The sequence below is a fragment of the Vibrio sp. SNU_ST1 genome (assembly GCF_030563405.1).
GTDB lineage: Bacteria > Pseudomonadota > Gammaproteobacteria > Enterobacterales > Vibrionaceae > Vibrio.
Genome location: NZ_CP130748.1, coordinates 3,074,189 through 3,100,497, shown reverse-complemented (window position 1 = coordinate 3,100,497; position 26,309 = coordinate 3,074,189). Strand labels below are relative to the sequence as shown.

Here is a 26,309-nt window from a genome sequence, read left to right as displayed (position 1 = left end):
ATTAGACCTACAACTACCGCGATCATTACAAGTCCTTGTCTTTGCGAAGATGAAATCATAACACTACTCCTAAATTTGGTTGTCTCTCGCTATGTTTTAAAGAATAGCACCACTTATGGCTTTAGATCAAGGATTACTTTCGAAACCTTTAAAAGTGATAGAAAACTATTGGGTTTTATATCAATTTTGCTATGTTTGCTGTGTATTTTGGTGTGTTCTTATTTTGTTCGCTATGGTTTTTTTTTGTTCTTATTTGTTTTAAGTTGTTGTTTTGTAATGGGTGTTTTGTGTAATTTATATTGTTAAAGGTTGTTAAACTGTATTAATGGGGCTTGGTGGTGCCTGGGTTTGTTTTATTGGGTTTTGTAGGTTTTAGGTTTGATTTTTGTGATGTTTTTTTGACAGGAAGCTTAGCGAAACCTGACAAAGTGGGTTTAAGAAAAGTAATTTACTTACTTTGTAAGTCTAGGTTTGTATAGTGTTGGAAGTTCCCTAATAAGTATGTTCTTGATTTTAACTGCTTGTTTTTAATGGTTTATTGTAATTTGTTTTAAATTTTTAATTGTGTGGTATTTGCATTGTATGGCGACATGTTGTGGATGTGACAAGCTAGAAGTGGTTGGAGTTGAAGTTTGAGTTCTCTAGCGTCAATTTATATGAGTTTTCCGATTAATGAGCCTATTTTTAAAAGAATAATCACTATCGCGGCGGGAATTATGACGACTTCAATCTAAAGAGGCTCTTTTTAGTGGAAGCGTAATCAAGATCCAATTTTGAAGGGCTGAGGCTTTACATCAACACCCGTGTGCCTAGACTGGCGACGATTAAAAGCAATAGGGCAAATGGTATGTGGAGTTGGTTGGCGGTTTCCTTGTCTGGTATTGGAGCAATAACAGGAACGAAACATGGGCATATCGGTCAGGCTTTATTGTATAAGGTCTTTACCTTTGTATTATTGGCGACTATTGCTCTAACTCAATCTGTTGTCGTTGATTTTACCTATTGGGTAGTGGCTGGGTTAGCGATCTCTGCGATCGCAGATGTGCTTCATACTGTTACTCAAAAACGTCTTCTGCATTTTGTTTGTTTCTTGTTGGCTCAACTTTGTTACAGCAAAGCATTTTGGTTACAGCTATCGGGAGAAATGGTCTGGTGGTTGTTCGCGCTGCTATTAGCTGCATGTATTGTTGCTTTCTTCCTATTACTCCCTCGTTTGGACAAGCTCGTCTTTCCAGTTGTTATCATGGGTATTGTGCTTATTCAGCTAGCTTGGGCTTCTGGTGAAGTCTGGTTACTTGAGCCTCTGCTATCACATGCTGTTGGTTTTGTTGGTTGCTGCGTGCTGCTGCTTTCCGCATTGGCATACGCCCTAAATTTCTATCGCAGCCCAATTAAGGGCGCTTACTTTTGGGTGACGGGCAGTTACTTTCTTGCACACGCTCTCATCGTAGCTTCCCTTACCATTTAGGGTAGAGCTCGCTTAATTCTGAGCTACATCAAGGCAGCTTAGATGAAAATTGGTACTCTACGTCTACTTCATTAAACATGAGATAGACTTATGACCACTGAAATCCACGCACACAACGTTTTAAATCTACTGAGTGAAAAGCCGCTGACTCGTGAAGAGTTGACGCAAGAGCTTGCTCAAACCTATGGCGCTGAAGCTCGCTTTCATACGTGTAAGCTGAACGGTCTGGATTTGGATGGCCTACTGAAGTTTTTTCTGAAAATGGAAAAGGTCGTGATCATTGATGACAAGCTTTGCACTAATCGCGAACGTGTTTGTAATCACTGATCTTGAATGACCATCAGTTCTTGTCGCCAGTGAACAGTGAACTGTGATTAGCGAGTGGATGCGATATTCTTGGCTCCACTCCGACCATTTCCCCCTCGTTTGGCTCTCATAAATACCCTTCTAATAACGTAAATTCCTAAGTTTGTTACTGTGTTCGAAAATCAATCTTGAGGCTGCTATACTCCGCGCACTTACGCTTTCGAGACAAACTTATGGAAATTTTATCTGCAGCGACCATGCTGTTTCTTATTATGGATCCACTTGGCAACTTACCAATCGTGCTTTCTATCCTTAAGCATATTGATCCGAAGCGTCGCCGTATTGTTCTTGTTCGTGAACTAATGTTTGCGCTGATTATCCTGCTGCTGTTCTTGTTTGCTGGCCAAAGCATTATGAACTTCCTGCATGTGCAGCCTGAAACCTTGAGTATCTCTGGCGGTATTATTCTTTTTATCATCGCGATTAAGATGATTTTCCCAAGTGCGGGTAGTATTACTGGCCTCGCGGCGGGTGAAGAACCGTTTATCGTGCCGATGGCGATCCCTATGATTGCAGGCCCGTCGGTGATTGCGGCATTGATTCTTTTGTCGACACAGCATCCTGACAACATGTTAGAGCTTTCAGGCGCAGTGATGCTGGCTTGGGGCGCAACCTTCTTTATTCTGATGTTTAATGGCTTCTTCCTGCGAGTACTGGGTGAGAGAGGCCTTAAAGCCATCGAACGTTTGATGGGCTTGTTGTTGGTTATGCTGTCGACGCAAATGTTCTTAGATGGTGTAAAGGGCTACATGGGCTAACATCAGTATCATCGCTGAATACAAAAGCGCCGCTCAAATGAGCGGCGCTTTTGTATCAACTGTTTCTGTCATGATGTTTTCTGTCACTAAGCGTTTTATATCTAAGCTTAAGCTTTATTACATCATGTGTTTGCGTCGGATATCGAGTAGGGCAAAGACGCCGAAAATCAATATTGACCACTTCTCCCAACGCGACATTTCGATCTTATCGCCAAAAGCACCGATGAAAATCAGCATCTGCAGGCCGTGCATGAAGAATAAGAATGCTGTCATGATATAAAGCGCAATCGCAGCATTACCCGGGAATGGGTAGAAAATATTGGCGATTAAGATAAACCAAACAAAGGCGATGGCTGCTTTTGCTAGTGGAAGCAAGAACTTCATTCAATAACTCCTATTCTTCAGTGATTCGATTGAACAGTCGGTAGCTCGACTGGCCAGTGGTCTTATCGCGATGTAATTCCCAGTTTTCTGGCATAGCTTCGAGTTTTAGCTCTTTCTCTGTCTCGACATAAATGATGGCGTTGTCTGCAAGCCAACCGTTACTCTCAAGCAGTTGTACTGTTTCTGCGAGTAAGCCTTTACGAAATGGAGGATCGAGAAAGACCATATCGTAAGGAGTGCCTGGCTTCTTAAGGAAAGAGATAGCATCAGTGTTGACCACATTGATGTTGTCTGCTTTGAGCTCTTTCGCGTTATCAGAAAGCTGTTTGGCCGCTTTTTGATTCATTTCGAGCAGTGTCACCATTTTTGCTTGGCGAGAAGCGGCTTCAAAACCTAGACCACCAGAACCGGCGAATACATCCAAGCAAGTCGAATGTGGGATATCTTGTGCCACCCAGTTAAAGAGTGTTTCTTTGACTCGGTCAATAGTTGGGCGTAACCCTTCTAAATCATGAACAGGCAGCTTTCTACCTCTCCATGAGCCACTAATAATTCGAACAAAGCCTCCGGATGGCTTTTTTTGTGATGTGTTTTGCTGGCGACGTCTTACCATAGATTTTTTGACCGCTAATAAAGTGATACTATACCGAGCCCAATTTAAGTGGGTTCGAGTATTAAATAAATTTACAATGACAAAGTGTATCAAGCTAAAAGCAAACTTATCACTGCTTTGTCATTTTTCTTTACTATTCGTTTGTGCAAGCTTGTATTGTATAACAATAGCAAAGAGTCGACGTGTATTAAGTCAATACAGCTAATTAGTAGATCTAGGAAACTCCTCTGATGACGGAAAAAAAGAAGCGCGGATTATTATCGTGGCTTGGTTTTGGTGAAGAAGAACAAAGCCCAAAAACTCAGAATGAAGCGAACGTAGAAAACGTTGAAGATCAAACTGAAGTTGAATCACAAGTTGAGACTGAACAGGTCGCACCTGAAGCTGAAGTCGCTAAGCCAACTGAAACTCAGTCAGTTGAATTTGAGCAAGCGCTTGAAGAGACTCAACAAGAGCAGCAACCTATCGCAGCAGAAGCAGAAGCAGAAGCAGAAGCAGAAGCAGAAGCAGAACAGGAAGAAGTGATGGCTCCTCAAGCTAAGGTTGAAGAAGTACAAGAGAAGCCGACAGAAAGCTTCTTTGCACGACTTAAGCGTAGCCTAAGCCGTACTAAAGCAAACATTGGTGCTGGCTTCTTTGGTTTGTTCAAAGGCAAGCAAATTGATGAAGACCTGTTTGAAGAACTAGAAGAGCAACTTCTGATCGCCGACGTGGGTATGAATACCACAGTTAAGATCATTGAAAACCTAACAGAAAAAGCATCCCGTAATGACCTAAAAGATGGTGAAGCGCTTTATGGTCTGCTCAAAGAAGAGATGTCAGAAATCTTGAGCCAAGTGGAACAGCCACTGGTTGTTGATACCACTAAAACACCTTACGTTATCTTAATGGTGGGTGTGAATGGTGTGGGTAAGACAACCACTATCGGTAAGCTGGCGAAACAATTCCAAAGTGAAGGCAAGAAAGTGATGTTGGCGGCGGGTGATACCTTCCGTGCGGCAGCGGTTGAACAACTTCAGGTTTGGGGGCAGCGTAATGATGTTCCGGTTATCGCTCAGCACACTGGTGCCGATAGCGCGTCTGTTATCTACGATGCGATTGAAGCCGCTAAAGCGCGTGGTGTTGATGTCGTGATTGCTGATACTGCAGGCCGTTTGCAGAACAAGAGCAACTTGATGGAAGAGCTACGCAAGATTGTTCGTGTAATGAAGAAGATCGATGATTCTGCACCGCACGAAATCATGTTAACGCTAGATGCAGGTACCGGTCAGAATGCGATTAGCCAAGCGAAGTTGTTTAGTGATGTGGCACCAGTAACGGGTATTACGCTAACTAAGCTAGATGGTACAGCGAAAGGTGGAGTAATTTTCTCAATTGCTGACCAGTTCCAGATTCCAATCCGCTACATTGGCGTGGGTGAAGGCATTGACGACCTGCGTCCATTTGAGTCGAAAGACTTTATTGAAGCACTATTTAGCCGCGAAGAGTAACGCGTGTAGCAAAGTGGTTTATCCTTAACCTGCTACCGTTTTAAATTTGATATGAGTGATCGTAAGAGGAATTTTCGGTGATCAAATTTCAGCAAGTGAGCAAAGCCTACCGAGGCGGACGACAAGCGCTCCAAAAAGTGGACTTTCATCTCAAACGAGGAGAGATGGCATTTTTAGGCGGGCACTCTGGTGCCGGTAAAAGTACCTTGCTGAAGTTGATCTGCGCGATAGAGCGTCCAACTGACGGACGTGTTTGGTTTAACGATCACGATATTACTCGTATCCCAGCCAAAGACATTCCCTTTTTACGCCGTAACATCGGGATTGTCTTTCAAGATCACCGCCTACTTATGGATCGCTCGATCTTCGATAACGTCGCTCTGCCTATGCGTATTGAATCTATTTCTGAAAACGAAATTAAACGTCGAGTCAGCGCCGCGTTGGACAAAACCGGTTTATTAGACAAAGCCCGTTGTTTACCAAGCCAGCTCTCTGGAGGTGAACAACAACGGGTCGGTATTGCTCGCGCTGTGGTTAACCGTCCAACTCTGCTTTTAGCGGATGAGCCCACCGGTAACCTAGATCCTGAACTATCGAGTCGTGTATTACGCTTGTTTGAAGAGTTCAACCGTGCTGGTGTCACGATCATGCTAGCGACGCACGATATCGGGTTAGTAAACACTCGCCCTCAATATCGTCATCTGGAATTAAACCAAGGCTTTTTGAGTGAGGTTGAAGATTATGGCCGCGAATAAGCGCATTAAGAAACCTCAATCCAATCGAGCAGCAAACCGGGCTTCAAGCGACGGTTTCTTTGTTGTTCATTGGAAACAAGCCAAGTCATCGTTCTCGCAAATGTGGCAGCGTCCGTTGGGTAACTTGCTGACGCTTGCGGTGATTTCAATGGCTTTAGCTATGCCCGCTTGTTTGTACCTACTGGGCAAGAACGTTGGTGAAGTGGCGCAAGATGTCACCAGCCCGTCACAAATTAGTGCCTATGTAGAGGATGGTATCCCTGAGCCGAGAGTCATGGTGCTCAAGGATGAAATCGAAAGTTGGGATCAAGTAGATCTGGTTGAGTACATTTCTCCGCAGCAAGGTCTTGAAGATCTTAGCCAGTATTCTGGTTTTGAAGATGCCCTAACCATCCTAGACGATTATTCACTGCCAGGTGTGCTTGTGATTACGCCAAGCGTACACAGCGATGCCCTAATTAAAGAACTGGCAGGCACAGTTAAACAACAAGAATTAGTCACCGATGTTCGTTTAGATGAAGACTGGTTAGCTCGACTGGATGCTATCAAAGCACTTGCAGCTGTCATCGTGATTACCTTAACGGTATTGATGCTGGGCGCAGTATTTCTGATTATCGGCAACACATTACGATTTAATGTGTTGGCGCATAAGGAAGAGATTCAAACTATGAAGCTGATTGGTGCTACCGACAGTTACATTCTTCGGCCATATTTGTATGCTGGAATGTGGTTTGGTGTGTTAGGTTCGATTAGCGCGTGGGTAATGACGGCATTGATTACCGTATTACTGAACAGCGCAGTGGATGACTTGGCTCAGCTGTACGATAGCCACTTCCGCTTAATAGGCCTGAGTTGGGATGAATCTTTACTGCTTTTGATCGTCGGAACCTTGCTTGGTAGTGTAGCTGCGAAGCTTTCTGCACAGCGTCATCTAAAAGAAATTGAACCAGTTTAGGTGAATAGAGTCATATTTATACGAAAAATAGGCAGTTCTTAACCAGTTTTTGCCTTGTATAGACGAATTGATTATGCATAATTACTTCCCCCTCCTTGAAACCTGTTCATTTTAGGTTCAAGATTGTCGGGTTTTAATAGATGTATTACTCCAGATCAGAGATTGATGAGGAACCGAATGGCAAACCAAGCGTATCAAATGGCTTTAGTCACACAAGATAGTTTAGATAGCTATATCCGCTCAGCGAACAGTTACCCAATGCTGACGCCTGACGAGGAACGTGGACTTGCAGAGCGATTACATTACAAAGGTGAGATCGACGCTGCGAAAGGCTTGATCCTTTCACACCTACGATTCGTGGTGCACGTTGCAAGAGGCTACTCTGGCTACGGGCTGCCAATGGCTGATCTTGTCCAAGAAGGTAACATCGGCTTGATGAAGGCTGTTAAGCGCTTTAATCCAGAAGTTGGTGTCCGTCTAGTCTCTTTTGCTGTTCACTGGATCAAAGCTGAGATTCATGAATACGTATTGCGTAACTGGCGTATCGTTAAGATCGCAACGACTAAAGCACAGCGTAAATTGTTCTTTAACCTTCGTAAGTCTAAAAAGCGTTTAGGTTGGTTCAATAACGGTGAAGTTGAGACGGTTGCGCGTGAACTGGGTGTTGAGCCTTCAGAAGTTCGTGAAATGGAATCTCGCTTAGCGGCACAAGACGCGACGTTTGAAGCGCCTATGGATGACGACGACGGTGGTTCTGCTTACACAGCTCCAGTTTATTACCTAGAAGATAAAGCGTCAGACGTTGCTGAGACGGTTGAAGCGGCTAACTGGGAATCACATACTAATAATCGCTTAGGTCTCGCATTGAAGAGCTTAGACGAGCGTAGTCAACATATTGTTCGCTCACGTTGGTTAGACGACAACAAAGCAACACTGCAAGACTTAGCGGATACCTATAGCATTTCTGCAGAGCGTGTCCGCCAGTTAGAAAAGAATGCGATGAAGAAATTGAAGCAAGCTGTTGGCGACTTCTAATAGCATTTAATTTTTAATAGTATTTGGTTTCTCATAGTAGCAAGCAAATAGCTTAATTTTGAAAAGGCCGAGATCGAGAGATCTCGGCCTTTTTGTTTTGGATCGATTTCTCAACTTTTGCGATCGAAATTTGCAAAATGATTTTGTGGATAACTCTGTGAGGAATTTATTCGTCAGCTGTCTAAAAGCAGGGTGTAGTAAGGCTTTGACAGGGTTTTTTGAGTGGGGATATGTTTCAGTTAACCCACAGTTAGATCAGGATTATTACTACATGTTGTGGATCTATTTTTAAAAAGGCACTTTATTCACGCAATTCACAGATTTATCCACAAATGGTGTAAAAGTGATCGCTGGTGGATAACCTTATTAAGTGGGTGTGATTGTTAGCCTTGGGATAGGTTACAATGGCAGCAAAGTAAATCAGTATAAAAAGAGAAAGTCATGGACCAGTTTAAACATATCGACGTTAAAGGCGCTCAAGCCCTTATTGAACAAAGTGAAGCTCGACTTGTCGATATACGAGATCCGCAATCTTTTGCGGTAGCCCATTCAGAAACCGCCTACCACCTGACTAACGATACAATGGTGTCGTTTATGGATGAGGTTGAGTTCGAACAGCCTATCTTAGTGATGTGTTACCACGGTATTAGTAGCCAAGGCGCGGCACAATATTTAGTGAACCAAGGCTTTGAAGAGGTATATAGTGTTGATGGCGGTTTCGAAGCTTGGCATCGTGCTGAACTTCCGGTGATTGCGGGTTAATAGCTTTATCACTTAAACGCTTCAAGCATCTCCATAGTATGAATAGGAAGTAACAATGATTAGACTGATGGTGTTAGACAACCCACGTCTTGCCCAAGCATTTATTGATTATATGGCCTCTCGTCAGATCCCTATTCAGATCTCTCCAGAGGGAGAAGGGCGTTTTGCTTTGTGGCTTCTTGATGGTCAATTTCAGGTTGAAACCGAAGCTGAGCTGAATCGTTTTCTTGCTGAACCCAATCATAAACGCTATCAAGCGGCGTCTTGGGATATGGCTGAGACTAGAAAGAGTAATTTCCATTACCACACGCCAAGCTTTTTGGGCATGATTAAAGCAAAAGCAGGTCCTGTGACACTGAGCCTAATGTTGGTGTGTGTGGTGATTTTTGCGCTGCAACAGATTGGTTTTGGCCAAGCTATTTTCAATGCCCTGCATTTCCCAGCGGTTAATGGACAGCAATGGCAGCTGTGGCGTTGGTTGAGCCATGCCGTTCTGCATTTCTCTGTTATGCACATCGCATTCAATATTTTGTGGTGGTGGCAGCTAGGTGGGGACATTGAGAAGAAACTAGGCAGCCTCAAGCTACTTCAGATCTTTGCTGTCTCTTCTGCGCTTTCAGGTGCTGGTCAGTATTGGGTTGAAGGGGCGAACTTCGGTGGTTTGTCTGGTGTTGTGTATGCCTTGGTTGGTTACTTATGGGTTGTTGGTGCGAAGGCGCCACAACTTGGTTTAGGTATCCCAAGACAGATTGTCGGCTTTATGTTGGTGTGGTTAGTGCTTGGGTACATGCAGCCATTTATGGCGATCGCCAATACTGCGCATTTAGCTGGCCTAGCCGCTGGTGTCATTATTGGCTTTATCGATGCGATGAAAGCACCGAGCTCGGCAAGAAGCTAACTCATTTTTTCTAGTGAGTAGCCAAACGATAGAGACAAAAAAGCGGCCAGATGAGCCGCTTTTTTATTGGGATTCATTTTTACATCATTACTGATAAAGATATTTGGTAAACAATAAGTCAGCAATGAGAGTTTTACCTGTTTCAGGAAGTAAAATCTTATTGAGGTGCTCAACTAAGGACTTTCTCAAATCTTCACGACCGGATAGAGACTTAATTGTCTCTTCATTTTGTTTGCCGAGTAATTCAATCACCGCATCACGAATCAATGGCTGATGATGCTCAATGGCTTCTAAGTCATTACTATTTGCGACCATTATGTCGAGACGGACCTGAATATAGCCCAGTTTTTTACCTTTAGTGTAAAAATTGGTGGTGAGATCGGGCTCTAGCGTGAAGTAGGCTAGTTTGGGTGTCGATTCTTCTTCTGCGAAACTTGATGCTGAAAACAGTAGATTAATCGCAATAAATAGTTGGGCTACATAACGTTTGTGCATATTTGAGACTTTTCTTTAGTTTATTCGCGATATTCGAAACGCATTAGTCTTGTTACAATGAGCGGTCTAAATCTAAATACGTTTACAATTCGAAGGACGCTTTAATTTTATTCGAAAGTTGAAGCTTTATTGTACGTGTAAAGTCACCTATTGAATACTAGTATGAATCAGTCAATATCATTGTATCTAAATTCATTAATGAATGTAGATTGGCAAAGCACAGAAAAATTTAATTTTCCTAATGAAACCACCAAAGAGTGGCTTATGGAACAAGGATCGCTTTCCCGTAAGTTGGGCAAGTGCTGCAAGCACCTGTCTGTTGAGTTGCTTCATAATCAAGTTGTGGAACGATCAATTCTGCAACAGGACGAAGAACATCTTTTATCATCACATGATTGCTTACTGCGTAAAGTGATTTTAAAGGGTGATGATGAGCCGTGGGTGTTAGGTCGAACCTTAATACCTCGAATTACCCTAGAAGACCATCAGCACTCTGACCTTTCTCAGCAAGGGGATGTCCCGCTTGGATTAACTGTTTTCAGTGCTGAGAATGTGGAGCGAGATGCGCTACAAGTCGGTTGGGTTATCGCTGGTGATGAGCGATTACTCGCGCGTCGTTCTCGATTATGGATGAATCATAAACCTATGCTTGTGGCCGAACTTTTTTTACCAACATCCCCCATTTACTCTAAGGAGAGTGTGTAAATGCTTGCCATCAAAGCGAAGGCGTACTGGCAATTGACGCGAATGAATCGCCCGATTGGTACTCTGTTACTCCTTTGGCCGACCTTGTGGTCGCTGATTATTGCTGCGAAAGGCATGCCTGATTTTGATGTCTTGGTTGTTTTCATACTCGGTGTAGTGTTAATGCGATCGGCTGGCTGTGTGATTAATGATTTTGCTGACCGTAAAGTTGATGGTCATGTCAAACGCACCAAGCAACGTCCATTACCTTCAGGTTTGGTTTCCAGTAAGGAAGCCATTGTGCTCTTTCTAGTGTTGGCTGTGGTTTCTTTTTTGTTGGTACTCACCATGAACCCGCTGACCATTAAGCTCTCTTTTATTGGGGTTGGCCTAGCGTTCATTTATCCTTTCATGAAGCGCTTTACACACCTTCCACAGTTGTTTCTCGGATTGGCTTTCAGTTGGGCAATACCAATGGCTTGGGCGGCGCAAACCAATGAACTGCCAAGCATTGTGTGGTTTATCTTCGTGATTAATGCGTTGTGGACGATAGCCTACGACACGCAATATGCGATGGTTGACCGAGATGATGACTTGAAGATTGGCATCAAGTCGACGGCTATTCTGTTTGGTCGTTTTGATAAGCTTATTGTTGGCGCGCTGCAGTTAGTTACACTGGCGATGTTGATTGCATTGGGCATGCACTACCAACTCGGTGATACTTTCTATTGGGCACTATTAGTTTCGGGAAGCTTGTTCGTGTATCAACAGCATCTGATGCGTCACCGCGATCGAGACCTTTGCTTCCAAGCCTTCCTGAACAATAACTATGTTGGAATGGCGGTGACTGTAGGCTTATTCATTACCTTCTGGTAAGCATCAGCTTTACAAGTAAACGAACGTTAAAGAAAAAGGCACCCATTGGGTGCCTTTTTTGATCGTGTTCAGTCTAGTGATTAAAGTGAATGTTAACCAAGAGATTATTCTGCTTGGTGGATACTCTCTTGAATCGTCAAACGTACTTCAGGGTAAAGCATTGAGTAGAGAAGTTTAGCGAATTGCTGAGTCTTTTCTAAATCACAGTTACCATCGTTATCCAGATATTGCTGCTGTTTCAGAGTTGCGAACATCGACGCAAACACGCCTTTATCGAAGAACTCTGGTGCGTTGATGCCTTGTAGGCGACCAAGTCGCTGTGCGATGTCTTGGCTCTTCTGCTCAAGGTCTGACTTATCTAGATCAGGATTCTCTGCCAATAGGTTCAGAGCAATCGAGTAGCGCTGGAGCGTTTCTGAGATCGTTCGGCCTAGTAGCATCAGAGCTTGGCTGTTCGACTGATTGATACTTACTTGGTTGTCAGACACAACAAGCATACCTTGGCTAACAAGTTCATCAATGATGTTCGCCACCACGCTTTCAAGCTGATCTTCGTCGTAGCTTAAGAACAACTCTTTTTTTAAGAATGGGTAGATGGCAGCAACGTTCTCTTGAATAGCGTCGATCGATAAACCGTGTTGACGAATGGTCATCTGAGCGATTAACGACGGTAATGCAAACAAGTGAATGATGTTATTACGGTAGTAGGTCATCAAAATAGACTGGTGGCGGTCTAGCGAGATAATGTCACCCATTGAGTCTGATTCAATCAAGAACTTATTCAGTGATTCAGCATGTTTTACCAGATCTTCAGCGTTGTCTTGTGGCATGGTGAACGTATCAGAGTAAGGTACGTTCTTTAATAAAGACAGGTAGCAGTTGATCTGAGAAACCAAAGAGTCACGAGACAATGCACGCTGTCTTGAAGCCAATAGCGCCGTTGCACAAAGAGTCAGGGCATTGGTCGCTGCCGCATCGTTAATGTGCGTCATCATTTTGGTTGCCAAGTCATTAACCACCGGGTTCATCCATTGTGGTTTGCTGGTTCCCATTGGGTCGATATCTTTAGTCCACTCAGGTGCATGTTCGTTCAGATATTGGTTAAGCTGAATTGGCTCACCGAAGTTCACGTAGCCTTTACCAAAGTTACGCAGCTTACGAATTGTACGAATCACTAGGCTCGCGTTTTCTTTCTCTTTACGCTTACCTCGAAGTTCTTTCGCGTAGGTCGCGACTTCCATTACGTGCTCATAGCCGATGTATACAGGAACCAAAGTCACCGGACGATTCATGCCGCGCAGCATTGCTTGGATTGTCATCGCTAGCATGCCGGTTTTCGCCTGCAATAGACGACCTGTACGAGAGCGACCACCTTCACTGAAGTATTCTACCGAGTAACCTTTAGCGAATAATTCCGCTAGGTATTCGCGGAAAATAGTCGAGTACAACTTGTTGCCTTTGAAGCTACGACGAATAAAGAACGCACCGCCGTGACGGAAAATAGGACCGGCAGGGAAGAAGTTCAGGTTGATACCTGCTGCGATGTGCGGAGGCACCATGCCTTCATGATAAAGCACATAAGAAAGAAGCAAGTAATCCATGTGGCTGCGGTGACAAGGTACATAGACGATCTCGTGACCATCCTGAGCCAGCTTACGAACGGTTGAAGCGTTGCTGATGTGCAGGCCTTGGTACAACTTATTCCACAACCAACCAAGAATCTTCTCACCACGTTTGATTAGCGAGTAAGAGAAGTTCGCAGCAATCTCGTCCATGATATCTTGAGCTTCTTTGCTCGCTTTCTCTATGGAAATATTTTTTGATTCAGCTTCATCTTCTATCGCCTTTTTGATTGCTTCTGACTTTAGCAGGCGGTCGAACAGAGCTTGGCGGCTTGGTAGGTTAGGGCCCGATGCCGCAAGCTTTTGACGAGAGAAGTGAATGCGTGCCACGCGCGCCAGTTTATGCGCGATGGTGCTGTCGGTGCCGTGTGAGTTAGCCATGTATCGTAGAGATACCACTGGGCTAAAGCGAACCAGACAGTCACGACCTGCTAGCAATACAGCTTTCGATTTCTCTAGGCCGTTCATTGCTTGTAGGTAAGGCTTCTGGTTATTCTCTTTACCAGGCTTACGCCCCCACAGAACGGTTGCTGGGATAACTTGAACGTCGAGCTCAGAGTCTTCAGCATGCAGTGAAAGCAGTTCAGAAAAGACTTCAATTGATGAGCTTGGTACATAATCATCGTCTTGCAGAAGAGTTTTGCGAGAAGAGATAAAAACGTAGCGTTGCAGTGATTTGCCATTGATTTCAAGTTTGCTCAACGGATCAGGCAACCCTAGTTCAAGTGCATGTTTTTGCAATGTAAGAATGTCTACACTTGAGCGAAACGGTAAGGCGTATACAATCGGTTTGCTCAAATCAATGTTCAAATCCTCTACAGGGTTTGAAGGGATTGATGTGCTCTTTACCAATAGGGATAAAGGTAGCTTCATTAATGAACGTGAAAAAGATTGTCCAGAAGACATATAGGTTCACTGCCTCAATAGTTATTTCAATGTGCTCAAGCGTATCTCTATTTCTATAATGAAAGGATAAATCCTATGAGTGAAATAGGGATAAGCCTAGGCGTAAATTTAATCGATGCAAGAATACCAGAAACTGGTCTAACCTTTTAATGGAAATAGTCATATTGCCGTTAAGTTTGTGGAAAATCATTCATCGACTGATTGAGTATAGGGTTAAAAATGACCAAAAAATCAAACACCGGATTCAAACGTATCGTCAAAGCGGCGGGCTTTTCATGGCAAGGCATCACAAGCTCGTTTAAAAACGAGGCTGCATTTCGACAAGAAGTCTTCATGGCCGCAGTGCTTATTCCGTTGGCGTTCTACTTAGATGTAAACCAAGTTGAGCGAATCTTGATGATTTCAGCAGTCGTGTTGGTGATGGTTGTCGAGTTGATCAATACCGCGATTGAAGCGGTCGTTGATCGAATCGGTAGCGAACATCATGAGCTTTCTGGGATGGCGAAAGATGTTGGCTCAGCTGCCGTTTTTATCTGTTTAGTATTAGCTGGTTACGTGTGGTTAGAGATCTTGTTTTTGTAATTCGCTAAAAATGAACTAAAAACAACCAATTGCTTTGCTTTTGTTCAGTTACTGGATATACTCACAGTCAACTGTATAAAAAGACAGGTGAATCATGAAGCCGTTAACGCCCCGCCAGCAACAAGTTTTTGACCTTATCAAAAGTAAGATCGAAGATTGCGGTATGCCACCGACTCGTGCAGAAATCGCACGTGAACTTGGCTTCCGCTCTGCAAATGCTGCAGAAGAACATTTGAAAGCTCTTGCTCGTAAAGAAGCGATTGAGATTATCCCGGGTGCGTCTCGCGGTATTCGTATTTTGCTTGAAGATGCAGCGAACGAAGAGCAAGGTTTACCATTAATCGGTCAGGTTGCCGCTGGCGAGCCTATTTTGGCTCAAGAGCATGTAGAAATGCATTACCAAGTTGACCCAGGTATGTTTAAGCCACAAGCTGACTTCTTACTTCGCGTAAATGGCGAAAGTATGAAAGACATCGGTATTATGGATGGCGATTTACTGGCCGTGCATAAAACACAAGACGTGCGTGATGGACAAGTTGTCGTGGCTCGCGTCGATGATGATGTAACGGTGAAACGCCTAGAACGTAAAGGTTCAACAGTGCTGTTACACGCTGAAAATGAAGAGTTTTCTCCTATCCATGTCGATCTGGAATCTCAACACTTGTCTATTGAAGGACTTGCGGTTGGTATTATTCGTAACACGGACTGGATGTAGTCAGTGCAAACAGCTTATTGATATTTGCTCTCAATAACTTGTTATTGTAATTGATATTCATTATCATCTTCTTTGTCGAGATACAAGGAAGATGATGATGCCAAACCCAACCAAACCTCAAATGAAGCCGCTTGTTCCTAAGCTGCGCTCCTCTGATCAAAAGGCTTCTTCTGATCGAGGGTCTGCACATCAAGAATTTCAAGTTCCGACCAACCTTGTCCAACATCTTTGGTTTCGCAGTCGCGAAAGTCTTGCCGATGATGGCCTCGTTTATGACCCTATCGCAGCACAAGCCTGCAAGCGTTGCCAACTAGCACCTGAATGTCTGACTGGCGAACTCGATCAGCAACAACTTCTTTACGCAACACTGACTCAACTTTGTGACTCTCAAGTTCAACAATTTCTATCTCACAACCCAGATGCTTGGATCATCAATGTTGGGGCTGGGCTCGATACTCGTTTCTATCGTTTAGATAATGGCCGCTGTCATTGGGTTGAATTGGATGTAACCGAGAATCTACTTTGGCGACAACGCCTGTTTCACAAGAATGAACGTTACCGTCTAGAGTGTGGATCGGTGGATGACCTGACCTGGTTGGATGAACTTAATATTCCAGAACAAGCTTCGGTGATGGTGGTGTGTGAGCATGCTCTACTGGATTGCAATGAACAACAGACGGCGAACTTTATTCAGTCTTTGAGCCGTTATTTTACCCACGCACATGCGTGTTTAGTGTTAGCTGGAGATAAAAGCTCTAGTGCTCTGGGGCAAAAGCTTGGTTCTGGAAAATACGCACATGGCTTATCTTCTCCGATAGATAGCGTCCTTAATTGGCTGCCATGGGCTCAGTGGGTAAAAGCGTTTTCTCCACTTGACCAGCAGTGTAATCGTTGGAAATTGTGGCAGCGACTTCTTTGTAAAATCTCTCAGGTCAAAAAGCGTTTAACGCCGCAGTTAGTGCTTGTTAAGTGGTAGTGCTAGCGGTTTTGTTGGCAGATATCTGAATAGTTGCCTCGTTATAGGTATTCGTTATCGATAAAAGGCAAGCACCTCCCCACAACATAGTGAAAGCCCATTCACTAGGTTAAACTATCGCCTCTAATCTAAGAGGTGATCGTGAAGTTATTTAATCCCCAAACTATTTTTCAAACGTTATCCAATCAGGCGATGCACAAAAAAGTGCTGTTGCTCGCGATCCCGATGGTTCTTTCCAATATTACGGTTCCACTGTTGGGCTTAGTCGATGCTGCGGTTATCGGTCATCTGGAACATTCTTGGTATTTAGGTGGTGTGGCGCTGGGTGGCACAATGATCAGCGTGACCTTTTGGCTGCTCGGTTTCTTACGCATGTCGACGACCGGGCTAGCCGCTCAGTCTTATGGGGCTGACGATGGCAAGCGGCTTGGCTTGGTTTTCGTGCAAGGTGTGACCATGGCTTTAGGGTTCGCAGGCGTCTTTTTACTATTACACAGCTTTGTTGCGGATGCGGTTTTCTCGCTGAGTAGTGCCAGTGATCAAGTGAAACACTATGGTCAGCAATATTTCTCGATCCGAGCATGGAGTGCACCTGCTGCGCTAACTAACTTTGTAATTTTAGGTTGGTTGCTCGGAACCCAAAATGCTAAAGCGCCAATGTGGATGGTGATCATCACCAATATCATCAATATCGTTTTGGATATCGTTTTTGTTATAGGTTTAGGGTGGCAAGTGGAAGGCGCAGCATTGGCATCTGTAATGGCTGATTATGCCGGTCTAACATTTGGCCTGATTTGTGTTTACCGAATCTGGGTGAAGAAGCAGTTACCATCGCCATGGGATCTGCTTAAGAAAACCAGCCAAGGTTTGAGTCGTTTCGTAAAACTGAATCGCGATATATTTCTCCGGTCACTATGCCTACAAGCGACTTTTACTTTTATGACTTTCCAAGGTGCAAGCTTTGGTGATGATGTTGTGGCCGCAAATGCGGTGTTGATGAGCTTCTTGATGATTATCTCTTATGGGATGGATGGCTTTGCCTATGCTATGGAAGCCATGGTGGGTAAAGCGATTGGCGCGAAAGATAAATACGAGTTAAACCAATCATTGATTGGCACCTTCTTCTGGAGTTTCAATATCTGCTTGGTGCTTACTATTGTGTTTGCGATTGCAGGGGCTAGCTTGATTAATATGATCACCACAATCCCAGCAGTGAAGGCTCAGGCTGAAGTTTACCTACCGTGGTTGATTGCGATGCCGCTCATTTCTATGTGGTGCTTCTTGCTGGATGGTATTTTCGTTGGGGCAACCAAGGGCAAGGATATGCGCAATAGTATGTTTGTTGCGACCTGCAGTTTCTTCGTAATTTTCTACTTAGCATCAGCTTTTGATAACCATGCGCTGTGGCTAGCAATGTTGAGCTTTATGGCGATGCGTGGCATCGGTCTCGGTGTTTTATTTATTTCTCAGTGGAAGAAAGGTGAGTTTCTCGCTTAGCTAGCTTAGTTCAGGGAACAAAAAATAGAGACAGTGCAGGTAAAGTAGCATTTAGAATGACATGATTTTAATGCTGGTATGACGCAATAATTCAGTGTCTTAAATAAAAACAGCAAGCTCATGGCTTGCTGTTTATGTATTTGGCCTACAGGTGGTCAAATAGTCCTATTGGTTCTTTGTTTAGAACAAACGGTTAAGTCCGTTAAGCGCTGCGACGCGATACGCCTCGGCCATCGTCGGATAGTTAAAGGTAGTATTCACAAAGTATTCGATGGTGTTGGCTTCACCTTTTTGTTCCATGATCGCCTGACCAATGTGAATTATTTCAGCGGCACGTTCACCAAACACGTGGATACCTAAAATCTCTTTAGTTTCACGATGGAAAAGTATCTTCAAGCTACCAATATCTTTACCTGCAATTTGAGCGCGAGCTAAGTGCTTGAATGAAGAACGTCCCACTTCATACGGTACTTTAGCTGCAGTAAGCTCTTGCTCGGTTTTACCGACAGAGCTGATCTCAGGAATGGTGTAGATACCTGTTGGGATGTCTTCGATAAGGTGTCTTTCTGCTTCACCTTTCACCACGGCTTGGGCCACAAATCGACCTTGGTCATAAGCAGCACTTGCTAGGCTAGGATACCCAATCACATCACCGACAGCGTAAACATGTTCAACACTGGTTTGGTAGTTGCTGTTGACTGATACTTGTCCACGAGAGTCCGCTTCTAAGCCAACCGCACCAAGGTTCAGTTTATCTGTATTGCCCGTTCGACCATTGGCATACAGTAGGCAATCGGCACGCATTTTTTTACCTGACTCTAGGTGAATGATTACACCATCATCAGTTCCTTCAATTTTCTCAAAGGTCTCATCGTTACGAATAACAACGCCACTGTTCCAGAAGTGGTAAGAAAGTGCATCTGAGGTTTCGTTATCTAAGAAGGACAACAGGCGATCGCGAGTATTAATGAGATCGGTTTTAACGCCTAAACCGCGAAATATAGAGGCATATTCACAGCCGATAACACCAGCACCATAGATGATGATGTGCTGAGGATCGTGTTTAAGAGAAAGAATCGAATCGCTGTCGTAGACACGTTCATGCATGAAGTCGACGTTGTCTGGCTGATAAGGACGAGAACCTGTCGCGATAACAAATTTGTCTGCGCTGTAGTGTTCTTCAGTACCGTCGCTTTGCATTACGGAGATCGTGTGGGTATCGATAAAACGTGCAGTACCGAAGACTAACGTGCATTGGTTGCGATCGTAGAAACCTTGGCGCAAGCGAGTCTGTTTGTCGATGACCGATTTAGCATGCCCCAGAATATTGGAAAATGTTGAGTGGATACTTTTATTGTTCTGACAAAACAGAGGGTTACTGTTGAATTCAATAATACGACTTACGGCATGACGCAGTGCTTTGGAAGGAATAGTCCCCCAGTGGGTACAACCACCACCAACGCTGCTCTCTTTTTCAATGATAGCAACGTTCAACCCGGCTTTGGTTAATCCCATCGCTGCCCCTTCTCCTCCGGGGCCACTACCAATTACGATTACATCAAAGTGGTTGGAGTGCGACATAGATATCTTCCTTGTTATATTTGATTAACATTGCTTTAGCGAGATTTTAACTGATTCTGTTCTTGGGTACATGAAAAGGGCATCAGAGAGTCGGTGAGATCACGTCATGCTACTGAAAAAATAATATTTGGTATGTCGTATGTCTCCAAATGACGGTGCGGATATTGAAATGTTTTCTTTGAACGTATTTACTTCGATACGTGAACAAAGAGGAGTGTTTAGTGTCTTATATAACCAGAGTGCCTTATATAAGTAAGTGATTCGCGTTATATTGAATAGAGTATTAGACATGCCTGTTTAGGCTGTAAAAGAAGATGTTGATAAAGTATGAAACCAATGGGCATTCGCGCACAGCAAAAAGAAAAGACTCGTCGTAGCTTAATTGATGCGGCATTTAGCCAACTCAGTGCCGATCGTAGTTTTTCTAATCTAAGCTTGAGAGAAGTCGCTCGTGAGGCTGGAATAGCTCCGACTTCCTTTTATCGTCATTTCAAAGACATGGATGAGCTTGGCTTAACCATGGTTGATGAAGGTGGTTTATTGTTGCGTCAACTGATGCGTCAAGCTAGGCAACGCATAGTAAAAGAAGGCAGCGTGATTCGCACATCGGTTGAAACCTTTATGGAATTCATTGAAAGCAGTCCAAACGTATTCAGACTGTTATTGCGGGAGCGCTCAGGAACTTCATTTGAGTTTCGTGCTGCGGTAGCTCGTGAGATACAGCACTTCTCTGCTGAGTTAACCGAATATTTAATCACAACAGGAATGACAAGAGACGAAGCTTTTACTCAAGCGGAAGCCTCCGTCATCTTGGTTTTTAACTCAGGGGCAGAAGCATTAGATTTAGATCGACGTCAGCGAGATGAATTAGCTGAACGTTTGATCATGCAATTGCGAATGATGGCCAAAGGGGCTTTTTGGTATCGTAAAGAACGTGAACGTAACCGATTAAAAGGCGGGATTGAATAATGTCGAATGAAAATAATACTGTAAACCGTGGTTCTGAAAGAAAGACACTCGTACTTGCTGTTATTGCCGGTGTGTGTGGTGATGCTCTGTTATCTTGGGTAACAATGAGCGAAGTGGGCTTCTCTATTTTCCCACTGATTGCTTTAGTCTTGGCGGTACAAGCACTTTACCAAGAATACCTAACGAATCCAGTATCTGAAGATATTCCATTAGTGGGTTTAGCTTGTTTCTTTGTAGGTGCATTTGGCCATTCGGCTTTTGTGAAAGCACAACACCCTGATGCAGGCTCAAACTTCTTTGCGATTATTGTAGCGATGCTGCTACTCGCTTGGGTAGGTAAGAAGCTAGGCTTTATCGGTAAAACCGCGTAAACCAACGTATAAATAAAAAACGAGCCAATTGGCTCGTTTTTTTGTATCTGCTGTATGTCTTAGGGAGCGAGATTTACGCCTTACGCTCTAGGAATACACCGGCTTCCATGTGATGCGTGTAAGGGAACTGGTCAAATAGAGCAAAACGAGTGATGTCGTGTGTTTCGCTTAGAATGTCTAGATTCTCTTTCAATGTCTCAGGGTTACAAGAGATGTACATGATACGCTCGTAGCCTTGAACCATCTTACAAGTATCAACATCCATACCTGAACGCGGTGGATCAACAAAGATAGTGTTGCAGTTGTAGCTCTTAAGATCGATGTTCGCTTGCTGTAGACGACGGAATTCACGCTTGCCTTCCATTGCTACGGTAAAATCTTCCGCAGACATGCGGATGATCTGAACATTATCAATCTTGTTCGCCGCAATGTTGTATTGAGCAGACTCAACAGATGGCTTCGCTAACTCTGTTGCCAGTACACGCTCAAAGTTCTGTGCCAGCGCTAGTGAGAAGTTACCGTTACCACAGTAAAGCTCAAGCAAGTCGCCTTTGCTGTCTTGAGTACAGTCGACTGCCCACTCCAGCATTTTCTCTGCTACTTTACCGTTTGGTTGAGTAAAGCTGTTCTCAACTTGCTGGTAGATGTAGCTATCACCATTCACATCTAGCTTTTCAATGACGTAGTCGCGATCCAGTACTATTTTCATCTTACGCGCACGGCCAATCAGGTTTAGGTTAAAACCTTCATCATTCAATTGTTGTTTTAGCGCTTTAGCGTCTTGAATCCACTGCTCACCTAATTGGCGGTGGTAAAGCAGTGACACCAAAACCTCGCCGCTTAAAGTCGAAAGGAAGTCTACTTGGAATAATTTGTGGCGTAGAGAGTGGTTGTCCTTCATTGCATCCGTTAATAGAGGCATTAGGTCGTTGATCAGGCGGCTAGCTGCTGGGAACTGGTCGACACGGTATTTTTCTTTAGTTTCTTGATTGAACATGACGTAATACATATCGTCACCTTCATGCCACACGCGGAACTCTGCACGCATGCGGTAGTGTTGTTCTGGAGATTCATACACTTCCAGCTCAGGCACATTATATTCTGAGAACATTTCAGTAAGACGCTCAGTCTTTTCTGCCAGTTGTTCTTGGTAGCGTTGCGGGTTTACTTCTAAATTCGCCATTGTTATGCCTTTTGCTGTCGTGCTTTTAAATCAAGAGCGCAGATTTTATTCAATCACAGGCGCTTGTCCAGTGTTGAGGGCCATTCAGTCTAAATAGACGATGAAAACTATAGCTTATAACTATCTTAGACTAGACAAATGATTCATAGGTCAATACTATTTCCGGCAAGCTGGTGCCATGTGGATGTATAGATGGCTGAAGAGGGAATCTGGTGTAAATCCAGAACTGACGCGCAGCGGTAAGAGAGAACGAGTATTCAAAGACACTGCAAATAGCATTTTGTGGGAAGTCGAATATTAGGTAACCATAAGGTTGTGCTCTTGAGTCCGAATACCTGCCAGCGGCCAAACCATAAAATGTGGTTTGGTAGGACTTTACGCGATTTAGGATCACAACATGAACAAATCCCTTTTAGCGGTTGCTGTAGCATCGCTGCTTTCACCTATCTCCAATTTACACGCCCAAGAAGCATCTACCGACGAAACAATGGTGGTTACGGCTAACCGCTTTGAACAAGTTGATGGTGCGGTATTAGCGCAAACCGTTGTCATTACCAAAGAAGATATTTCTAAACTTCAAGCGAATAGTCTTCTTGAGGTTTTTCGTACGCTGCCTAGTGTTGAAGTTGCTCAATATGGTGGCCGTGGTCAAAGTGCATCATTTTATGTACGTGGTGGTAGCTCCTCTCAAGTTCTAGTTCTTATGGATGGCACTCGCTTACCAAGAGCTATGATGGGAGGCGTTGACTTTAACTCTCTGCCAGTTAACTCAATTGAAAGAGTTGAATTCATTCGAGGTGCTCGTGCTTCTATATATGGTTCAGAAGCAATTTCTGGAGTAATCAATATTATTACCAGAGCTGATGTGAGTGAAAATGCAGTTAAAGTATATGGTGGCTACGGTACAAATAACCATTACGTAACGTCTTTAGCGGCCCTGCATAAGATAGATGAGAGCCAACACATTAAAGCCGTCGTTGGTTATGAAAAAGATGACGGTTTCAACGTAAAACCTCTAGTGGGTATTAATGATGGTGATGAGCATGGTTTTGAGTCATATAATGTAAATATCGGCTACCAAAATCAGTTAACCAAGGAAGTTAATGCTTTTGTAAATGTTGTTGCTTACGATAACGAAGGCGAATATGACAGTAGCAGTAAAGCATCGTCTTGGAATGGTGTTACTTATCCTGCTGTTCATAAAGAAAAGGTTGGTAGAACTGAGTTTCGCTCAATTAACACAAATGTGGCTTACAACGAAGACAGCCTCACTTCAACTCTTGACCTTACTTATGCAGAGCAAGATAACTATGATTACGTCGTAGGTAAGGGTAAAAAAAGTGGAGGCATCACATCGATCAACCAAATTAATGCTGCTTGGCTAAATTCATACCGAGTAAGTGAGCAGTTGGCTTTGGGGGGGGGGTTAGATTACCGTCGTGAAGAGTTAGGTGAGGGCTATACAGGTTCTAGTTACTACAAGCCAGAAGAGAACCCGCGTGAAAACTATGGTGTAAGTGTTATTAGTCAATACACTCTAGATAGTTGGACACTGGAAGCAAGCGCTCGAAATGATGATAATAGCCAGTATGGAAATACAACAACGTGGCAAGCGGCTGCAGGTTGGGCGTTTCTAAATAACTATGAGATTAAAGCCAGCCATGGCACAGCCTTCAGAGCACCTACCTTTTTAGATCTATACTACCCAGGTTATGAAGCCCCTAATCTAAAAGCAGAAGACTCTCAGAATACCGAGCTGACGTTAGAAGGTTCATATCCTTCTTTAGATTGGTCTATTACAGGTTTCATCAATAAGATTGATAATATGTTGATGTGGCAAGGTTCAGGCATGACTAATATTGGTGAGGCTGAAATAAAAGGTATTGAACTAGGTCTAGGTTTTGACACCTCAATCGTTACGCACCAGTTCTACCTTGATTGGAAAGATCCAGTAGATAAGTCGAATGGAAAGGAACAACAATTAGCATACCGCTCTAAACAAGGTGCTAAGTGGAATTCTTTTGCTGAATTTGGTGATTGGATTTTAGGTTCTCAGTACCTTTACCAAGGTGAACGCTTTAAAGGGACAACACGATTAGCAAGTTACAGCCTTTGGAACTTTACTGCTGAATACGCAGTTTCTTCAGACCTTAAAGTGAAAGGTAAACTGAGTAACGCATTTGATAAAGACTATGAAATGTATAGTGGCTACGCGACACCGGGTCGTGAATACTTCGTATCAGCGTCTTACCAGTTCTAATTAACAACTAAACCGCCTTCGGGCGGTTTTTTCTTATTGGATATATCAATGAAAAAGAAAGTCGTCATAAGTTGGTCGTCAGGTAAAGACTCAACGTTAACGTTAGAGCGTCTACTTGAAAGCACCGAGTACGAAGTTGTTGCTCTCTATACGACGTATGTTGGAGATGAAGTTCCTTTCCAGGTAACTCCTATTGAGGTAGTTGCAATGCAATCTCGATTGGTCGGTTTACCATTAATCATGATTGAGCTACCGGAAGTCTTCCCAAGTAATGAGGTTTACCAAAGTACGATTGTCTCGGCACTTAAAGGTTCTGGCTTATCAATCGATGCGGTTGCGTTTGGAGATATGTTCTGTAATGGCATTGCCGATTACAGAAGAAGTTATATAGAACCAGCTGGTTGGGAGTGTGTGTTTCCCCTAATGGGAGAGAGTAGTCAGGCACTTGCGAGTGAAATCATAGACAGAGGAATCGAAACCTTTCTCGTCACGGTCGATAGCGATGCATTAGACATGAGCTATTGTGGGAAAGAATACACGTTTGAGCTAATCGAAAGTTTACCGAGTCACGTCGACCCATGCGGCGAAGATGGTGAGTTCCATACTTTAGTCACGTCAGCGCCATGCTTTAAAGGAAAGCTTAAGATAGAGCTGGAAAATGTAGAGCATGGTGAGCGCTTTGTGCATCAACGCTACCGAGCTTGCATTATGTAGAGTGATGATTGGCGAAAACTAAGTGAAGGGGTATCATTGCAACGGAACTTATTAAAGGTAATGGTTGTGTCGGAAAGCATACAAAAAAACATATTGATCTTTGATTCTGGAGTTGGCGGTCTGTCCGTATATAAAGAGGTAAGCCAGTTACTACCGAATCATAACTATACTTATGTATTCGATAACGAGGCTTACCCATACGGTGAGCTCGAGCAGCAAGTCCTCATTCAGCGAGTCCAAAGTATCGTCGCCAGTTTTGTGGCGAGTCACGCTATTGATATCGTGGTGATAGCTTGTAATACGGCCAGTACGATAGTCCTGCCTACACTTCGCGCTAATAACCTTATCCCTATTGTCGGTGTTGTCCCGGCAATCAAACCTGCCTCGTTACTGGCTAATAAAGCGGTTGGCCTTATTGCTACTCCCGCGACGATTACTCGTGAATACACGCACGAGCTCATCAAAAACTTCTCGAGTAATAAAAGAGTAGAGCTGTTAGGTTCTACCCGGCTGGTGGATATGGCCGAAGATAAACTCAGAGGTGAGGCGATTAACCTTGAAGAGCTGCAGCAAATCCTTCAACCAATGATCAACACAATTGATGTGGCTGTTTTAGGGTGCACTCATTTTCCACTGATCAAATCAGAGATTCAGCAAGTGCTAGGTAAAAACGTTATGTTGATTGATTCAGGTAAGGCTATTGCTAAGCGGGTTCAAGATTTATTGGATTTAGAGAGCAGTACAGAAGAAGGGGGAGTGCGTGAGGCTTTTTGTAGTGCACTTCCTAAAAAAGAAAGTGCACTAAATAGTATGCTGAAGCAGTTAGGGTTTAGCTCAGTTCAGCTTCGTCCGTTTCTGGATGTTTAGGATCGTTTGCAACGCGTACTTTTAAAGTACGTTGCATGTAATCTTTATCGTTAAGTTCTGAAATAGCATGATTCACATCATTACTTGCCATAACAACAAATCCAAAACCTCTTCTTTTACCAGTACGTTTGTCTTTCATTAAACGTACAGCAAATACTTCACCATATTCAGAGAACAATTCACGTACATGTGATTCATTCGCTTTGTATGGAAGGTTACCCACATAAAGTGTTTTTGTTGAAGCCTTAGGTTCTGACTCTGATTTTGAGTTGGTGTTTGAAAAATTAACAACAAAAGCGGAAGCCAAGACACCAAGGATAAAGGTAATTGCAGGCGATATATCTACCTGAGAGAAAACAATGCCGCCCAATACAGCTAGCGCGACAATTAACAACATCGATTTTTTTGAGTTCATATCGGAATACTACATATTAATAAACGAAATATACGCATCTACCATTAACAAAATAGACACATGAATCTTACGTTCATGGCTTCCATTTTGCCAATGTATTGCTGTGATACGT

General features: G+C 43.5%; 27 protein-coding genes and 1 riboswitch. Of the genes, 20 read left to right on the top strand and 7 right to left on the bottom strand.

What is annotated here, in order from left to right; translation table 11 throughout:
* Positions 1–847: 847 nt before the first annotated feature.
* The 3 genes from Q5H80_RS13795 (at position 848) to Q5H80_RS13785 (ending at position 2,592) form a co-directional block, all read left to right on the top strand.
* Positions 848–1,468: a lysoplasmalogenase gene (locus Q5H80_RS13795; protein WP_304565750.1), complete on the top strand. Its 621-nt coding sequence runs from the start codon at positions 848–850 to the stop codon at positions 1,466–1,468.
* A 90-nt stretch (positions 1,469–1,558) separates the two neighbouring features.
* On the top strand, positions 1,559–1,795 hold the full coding sequence (locus Q5H80_RS13790) for a YecH family metal-binding protein (protein WP_009848231.1): 237 nt from the start codon (positions 1,559–1,561) through the stop codon (positions 1,793–1,795).
* A 212-nt stretch (positions 1,796–2,007) separates the two neighbouring features.
* The gene (locus Q5H80_RS13785; protein ID WP_009848232.1) at positions 2,008–2,592 is read left to right on the top strand and encodes a YhgN family NAAT transporter; all 585 of its coding nucleotides are present in this window, start codon (positions 2,008–2,010) and stop codon (positions 2,590–2,592) included.
* Between the two features lie 117 nt (positions 2,593–2,709).
* Here the strand turns inward: Q5H80_RS13785 and Q5H80_RS13780 are convergent, their stop codons facing one another.
* Positions 2,710–2,976 carry a DUF1145 domain-containing protein gene (locus Q5H80_RS13780; RefSeq protein WP_009848233.1) on the bottom strand — a complete coding sequence of 89 codons (267 nt, stop codon included), beginning with the start codon at positions 2,974–2,976 and terminating at the stop codon, positions 2,710–2,712.
* 10 nt (positions 2,977–2,986) lie between these two features.
* Positions 2,987–3,589, bottom strand: coding sequence for a 16S rRNA (guanine(966)-N(2))-methyltransferase RsmD (gene rsmD, locus Q5H80_RS13775; RefSeq protein ID WP_017061036.1), 603 nt, complete (start codon positions 3,587–3,589; stop codon positions 2,987–2,989).
* Between the two features lie 230 nt (positions 3,590–3,819).
* Between rsmD and ftsY the strand changes: the two genes are divergently transcribed.
* From ftsY to glpG, 6 genes are all read left to right on the top strand, one after another.
* Positions 3,820–5,079 (top strand): signal recognition particle-docking protein FtsY, encoded by a 1,260-nt coding sequence (gene ftsY, locus Q5H80_RS13770; RefSeq protein WP_304565714.1) that lies wholly within the window; start codon positions 3,820–3,822, stop codon positions 5,077–5,079.
* Between the two features lie 77 nt (positions 5,080–5,156).
* The gene (gene ftsE, locus Q5H80_RS13765) at positions 5,157–5,834 is read left to right on the top strand and encodes a cell division ATP-binding protein FtsE (RefSeq protein ID WP_009848236.1); all 678 of its coding nucleotides are present in this window, start codon (positions 5,157–5,159) and stop codon (positions 5,832–5,834) included.
* Positions 5,821–6,789 (top strand): permease-like cell division protein FtsX, encoded by a 969-nt coding sequence (gene ftsX / locus Q5H80_RS13760; RefSeq protein ID WP_304565712.1) that lies wholly within the window; start codon positions 5,821–5,823, stop codon positions 6,787–6,789. The genes ftsE and ftsX overlap by 14 nt, the downstream gene beginning before the upstream one ends.
* 177 nt (positions 6,790–6,966) lie before the next feature.
* Complete coding sequence (gene rpoH, locus Q5H80_RS13755) at positions 6,967–7,824, top strand: RNA polymerase sigma factor RpoH (RefSeq protein ID WP_029223159.1); 858 nt, start codon at positions 6,967–6,969, stop codon at positions 7,822–7,824.
* A 441-nt stretch (positions 7,825–8,265) separates the two neighbouring features.
* Positions 8,266–8,586: a thiosulfate sulfurtransferase GlpE gene (glpE, locus tag Q5H80_RS13750; protein WP_009848240.1), complete on the top strand. Its 321-nt coding sequence runs from the start codon at positions 8,266–8,268 to the stop codon at positions 8,584–8,586.
* Between the two features lie 55 nt (positions 8,587–8,641).
* Complete coding sequence (glpG, locus tag Q5H80_RS13745) at positions 8,642–9,484, top strand: rhomboid family intramembrane serine protease GlpG (RefSeq protein ID WP_304565708.1); 843 nt, start codon at positions 8,642–8,644, stop codon at positions 9,482–9,484.
* A gap of 87 nt (positions 9,485–9,571) precedes the next feature.
* On the opposite strand, the gene Q5H80_RS13740 is transcribed toward glpG, so the two are convergent.
* Positions 9,572–9,979 (bottom strand): flagellar basal body-associated protein FliL, encoded by a 408-nt coding sequence (locus tag Q5H80_RS13740; RefSeq protein ID WP_009848242.1) that lies wholly within the window; start codon positions 9,977–9,979, stop codon positions 9,572–9,574.
* Positions 9,980–10,141: 162 nt separating this feature from the next.
* Between Q5H80_RS13740 and Q5H80_RS13735 the strand changes: the two genes are divergently transcribed.
* Complete coding sequence (locus tag Q5H80_RS13735) at positions 10,142–10,684, top strand: chorismate lyase (RefSeq protein ID WP_304565706.1); 543 nt, start codon at positions 10,142–10,144, stop codon at positions 10,682–10,684.
* Positions 10,685–11,539: a 4-hydroxybenzoate octaprenyltransferase gene (ubiA, locus tag Q5H80_RS13730; protein WP_304565704.1), complete on the top strand. Its 855-nt coding sequence runs from the start codon at positions 10,685–10,687 to the stop codon at positions 11,537–11,539.
* A 104-nt stretch (positions 11,540–11,643) separates the two neighbouring features.
* Here the strand turns inward: ubiA and plsB are convergent, their stop codons facing one another.
* Positions 11,644–14,067: a glycerol-3-phosphate 1-O-acyltransferase PlsB gene (gene plsB / locus Q5H80_RS13725; protein ID WP_304565702.1), complete on the bottom strand. Its 2,424-nt coding sequence runs from the start codon at positions 14,065–14,067 to the stop codon at positions 11,644–11,646.
* 219 nt (positions 14,068–14,286) lie between these two features.
* On the opposite strand from plsB, the gene Q5H80_RS13720 reads away from it, so the two are divergent.
* The 4 genes from Q5H80_RS13720 to dinF all read left to right on the top strand — a co-directional run bounded on the left by Q5H80_RS13720 (position 14,287) and on the right by dinF (position 17,837).
* On the top strand, positions 14,287–14,649 hold the full coding sequence (locus Q5H80_RS13720; protein ID WP_029223019.1) for a diacylglycerol kinase: 363 nt from the start codon (positions 14,287–14,289) through the stop codon (positions 14,647–14,649).
* A gap of 94 nt (positions 14,650–14,743) precedes the next feature.
* Positions 14,744–15,364, top strand: coding sequence for a transcriptional repressor LexA (gene lexA, locus Q5H80_RS13715; RefSeq protein WP_009848249.1), 621 nt, complete (start codon positions 14,744–14,746; stop codon positions 15,362–15,364).
* Positions 15,365–15,461: 97 nt separating this feature from the next.
* Positions 15,462–16,340, top strand: coding sequence for a class I SAM-dependent methyltransferase (locus Q5H80_RS13710; protein WP_304565698.1), 879 nt, complete (start codon positions 15,462–15,464; stop codon positions 16,338–16,340).
* Positions 16,341–16,481: 141 nt separating this feature from the next.
* On the top strand, positions 16,482–17,837 hold the full coding sequence (gene dinF, locus Q5H80_RS13705; RefSeq protein ID WP_304565695.1) for an MATE family efflux transporter DinF: 1,356 nt from the start codon (positions 16,482–16,484) through the stop codon (positions 17,835–17,837).
* 180 nt (positions 17,838–18,017) lie between these two features.
* On the opposite strand, the gene sthA is transcribed toward dinF, so the two are convergent.
* The gene (gene sthA / locus Q5H80_RS13700) at positions 18,018–19,418 is read right to left on the bottom strand and encodes a Si-specific NAD(P)(+) transhydrogenase (protein ID WP_009848252.1); all 1,401 of its coding nucleotides are present in this window, start codon (positions 19,416–19,418) and stop codon (positions 18,018–18,020) included.
* Positions 19,419–19,745: 327 nt separating this feature from the next.
* On the opposite strand from sthA, the gene fabR reads away from it, so the two are divergent.
* Positions 19,746–20,387: an HTH-type transcriptional repressor FabR gene (gene fabR / locus Q5H80_RS13695; protein WP_010438693.1), complete on the top strand. Its 642-nt coding sequence runs from the start codon at positions 19,746–19,748 to the stop codon at positions 20,385–20,387.
* On the top strand, positions 20,387–20,758 hold the full coding sequence (locus Q5H80_RS13690) for a YijD family membrane protein (RefSeq protein ID WP_017061049.1): 372 nt from the start codon (positions 20,387–20,389) through the stop codon (positions 20,756–20,758). The genes fabR and Q5H80_RS13690 overlap by 1 nt, the downstream gene beginning before the upstream one ends.
* 73 nt (positions 20,759–20,831) lie before the next feature.
* Here Q5H80_RS13690 and trmA read toward each other — a convergent pair whose 3' ends face one another.
* Entirely contained in the window at positions 20,832–21,941 is a 1,110-nt protein-coding gene (trmA, locus tag Q5H80_RS13685) for a tRNA (uridine(54)-C5)-methyltransferase TrmA (RefSeq protein WP_304565650.1), read from the bottom strand.
* Positions 21,942–22,095: 154 nt separating this feature from the next.
* Positions 22,096–22,299: riboswitch (cobalamin riboswitch) on the top strand.
* Between the two features lie 39 nt (positions 22,300–22,338).
* Here trmA and Q5H80_RS13680 point away from each other — a divergent pair.
* Genes Q5H80_RS13680 through murI form a run of 3 tightly spaced genes read left to right on the top strand, consistent with a single transcriptional unit; the run spans position 22,339 to position 25,782 of the window.
* Positions 22,339–24,201 (top strand): TonB-dependent receptor domain-containing protein, encoded by a 1,863-nt coding sequence (locus tag Q5H80_RS13680; RefSeq protein ID WP_304565649.1) that lies wholly within the window; start codon positions 22,339–22,341, stop codon positions 24,199–24,201.
* A 48-nt stretch (positions 24,202–24,249) separates the two neighbouring features.
* Positions 24,250–24,915, top strand: coding sequence for an ATPase (locus Q5H80_RS13675; RefSeq protein WP_304565648.1), 666 nt, complete (start codon positions 24,250–24,252; stop codon positions 24,913–24,915).
* A 60-nt stretch (positions 24,916–24,975) separates the two neighbouring features.
* Positions 24,976–25,782 carry a glutamate racemase gene (gene murI, locus Q5H80_RS13670; protein WP_304569422.1) on the top strand — a complete coding sequence of 269 codons (807 nt, stop codon included), beginning with the start codon at positions 24,976–24,978 and terminating at the stop codon, positions 25,780–25,782.
* Here murI and Q5H80_RS13665 read toward each other — a convergent pair.
* Positions 25,745–26,197 (bottom strand): RNA-binding protein, encoded by a 453-nt coding sequence (locus Q5H80_RS13665; protein WP_304565647.1) that lies wholly within the window; start codon positions 26,195–26,197, stop codon positions 25,745–25,747. The genes murI and Q5H80_RS13665 overlap by 38 nt on opposite strands.
* Positions 26,198–26,309: the final 112 nt, after the last annotated feature.

Coding starts and splice junctions, on each gene's coding strand:
- Q5H80_RS13795 (WP_304565750.1), top strand. CDS start 848: ATGTGGAGTTGGTTGGCGGTTTCCTTGTCTGGTATTGGAGCAATAACA.
- Q5H80_RS13790 (WP_009848231.1), top strand. CDS start 1,559: ATGACCACTGAAATCCACGCACACAACGTTTTAAATCTACTGAGTGAA.
- Q5H80_RS13785 (WP_009848232.1), top strand. CDS start 2,008: ATGGAAATTTTATCTGCAGCGACCATGCTGTTTCTTATTATGGATCCA.
- Q5H80_RS13780 (WP_009848233.1), bottom strand. CDS start 2,976: ATGAAGTTCTTGCTTCCACTAGCAAAAGCAGCCATCGCCTTTGTTTGG.
- rsmD (WP_017061036.1), bottom strand. CDS start 3,589: ATGGTAAGACGTCGCCAGCAAAACACATCACAAAAAAAGCCATCCGGA.
- ftsY (WP_304565714.1), top strand. CDS start 3,820: ATGACGGAAAAAAAGAAGCGCGGATTATTATCGTGGCTTGGTTTTGGT.
- ftsX (WP_304565712.1), top strand. CDS start 5,821: ATGGCCGCGAATAAGCGCATTAAGAAACCTCAATCCAATCGAGCAGCA.
- rpoH (WP_029223159.1), top strand. CDS start 6,967: ATGGCAAACCAAGCGTATCAAATGGCTTTAGTCACACAAGATAGTTTA.
- glpE (WP_009848240.1), top strand. CDS start 8,266: ATGGACCAGTTTAAACATATCGACGTTAAAGGCGCTCAAGCCCTTATT.
- glpG (WP_304565708.1), top strand. CDS start 8,642: ATGATTAGACTGATGGTGTTAGACAACCCACGTCTTGCCCAAGCATTT.
- Q5H80_RS13740 (WP_009848242.1), bottom strand. CDS start 9,979: ATGCACAAACGTTATGTAGCCCAACTATTTATTGCGATTAATCTACTG.
- Q5H80_RS13735 (WP_304565706.1), top strand. CDS start 10,142: ATGAATCAGTCAATATCATTGTATCTAAATTCATTAATGAATGTAGAT.
- ubiA (WP_304565704.1), top strand. CDS start 10,685: ATGCTTGCCATCAAAGCGAAGGCGTACTGGCAATTGACGCGAATGAAT.
- plsB (WP_304565702.1), bottom strand. CDS start 14,067: ATGTCTTCTGGACAATCTTTTTCACGTTCATTAATGAAGCTACCTTTA.
- Q5H80_RS13720 (WP_029223019.1), top strand. CDS start 14,287: ATGACCAAAAAATCAAACACCGGATTCAAACGTATCGTCAAAGCGGCG.
- lexA (WP_009848249.1), top strand. CDS start 14,744: ATGAAGCCGTTAACGCCCCGCCAGCAACAAGTTTTTGACCTTATCAAA.
- Q5H80_RS13710 (WP_304565698.1), top strand. CDS start 15,462: ATGCCAAACCCAACCAAACCTCAAATGAAGCCGCTTGTTCCTAAGCTG.
- sthA (WP_009848252.1), bottom strand. CDS start 19,418: ATGTCGCACTCCAACCACTTTGATGTAATCGTAATTGGTAGTGGCCCC.
- fabR (WP_010438693.1), top strand. CDS start 19,746: ATGAAACCAATGGGCATTCGCGCACAGCAAAAAGAAAAGACTCGTCGT.
- Q5H80_RS13690 (WP_017061049.1), top strand. CDS start 20,387: ATGTCGAATGAAAATAATACTGTAAACCGTGGTTCTGAAAGAAAGACA.
- trmA (WP_304565650.1), bottom strand. CDS start 21,941: ATGGCGAATTTAGAAGTAAACCCGCAACGCTACCAAGAACAACTGGCA.
- Q5H80_RS13680 (WP_304565649.1), top strand. CDS start 22,339: ATGAACAAATCCCTTTTAGCGGTTGCTGTAGCATCGCTGCTTTCACCT.
- Q5H80_RS13675 (WP_304565648.1), top strand. CDS start 24,250: ATGAAAAAGAAAGTCGTCATAAGTTGGTCGTCAGGTAAAGACTCAACG.
- murI (WP_304569422.1), top strand. CDS start 24,976: ATGGTTGTGTCGGAAAGCATACAAAAAAACATATTGATCTTTGATTCT.
- Q5H80_RS13665 (WP_304565647.1), bottom strand. CDS start 26,197: ATGAACTCAAAAAAATCGATGTTGTTAATTGTCGCGCTAGCTGTATTG.